This window comes from Heyndrickxia coagulans DSM 1 = ATCC 7050 (genome assembly GCF_000290615.1).
GTDB lineage: Bacteria > Bacillota > Bacilli > Bacillales > Bacillaceae_C > Weizmannia > Weizmannia coagulans.
Genome location: NZ_ALAS01000015.1, coordinates 1 through 433, shown reverse-complemented (window position 1 = coordinate 433; position 433 = coordinate 1). Strand labels below are relative to the sequence as shown.

The following is a 433-nucleotide window of genomic DNA, read 5'->3' as shown; positions in this document are numbered from 1 at the left end:
CCAGGCAGTGAGGCAGCTACTTCCAGCTCTTCTACAAGTGCCCTGTCAGCTTCCGCCTGTGTTTTTCCTACGCGTTTCACCATTTTCCCTACAGTTGTGTGACTAAGGCTCACTGCTGTCCATTCTTTTAAAACATCAGCTACCTTCCGATAGGTGTTCTCGCTTGCCAGCTCTGCCACCTTCAATTCCACTAACGGGCTGTATCTCTGATGTGGTACCAGCCCCAAGCATTCATCCAGAGGGTAATGCGAACCCCCTCTCTTGTCATGCATCAATGAGCGTTTAAAATTCACACTTCCAAATAGAAACTGAACGCTCCTGTAATCACTCCGGCAGTACTTCCAGCCTTCCGCCTGTTTCTTCAGTCTAATCGTTTGATCTAACTTCTCAAATACGTCCCCAACCCATTGTGTAAAAACTTTTTGCATCAGAA

At 47.1% G+C, this 433-nt stretch carries 1 protein-coding gene; it reads right to left on the bottom strand.

From position 1 onward, the window contains the following. Positions 1–433: UPF0236 family transposase-like protein (locus IC21_RS00610; RefSeq protein ID WP_035180224.1), on the bottom strand; the 433-nt coding region annotated here is incomplete at both ends.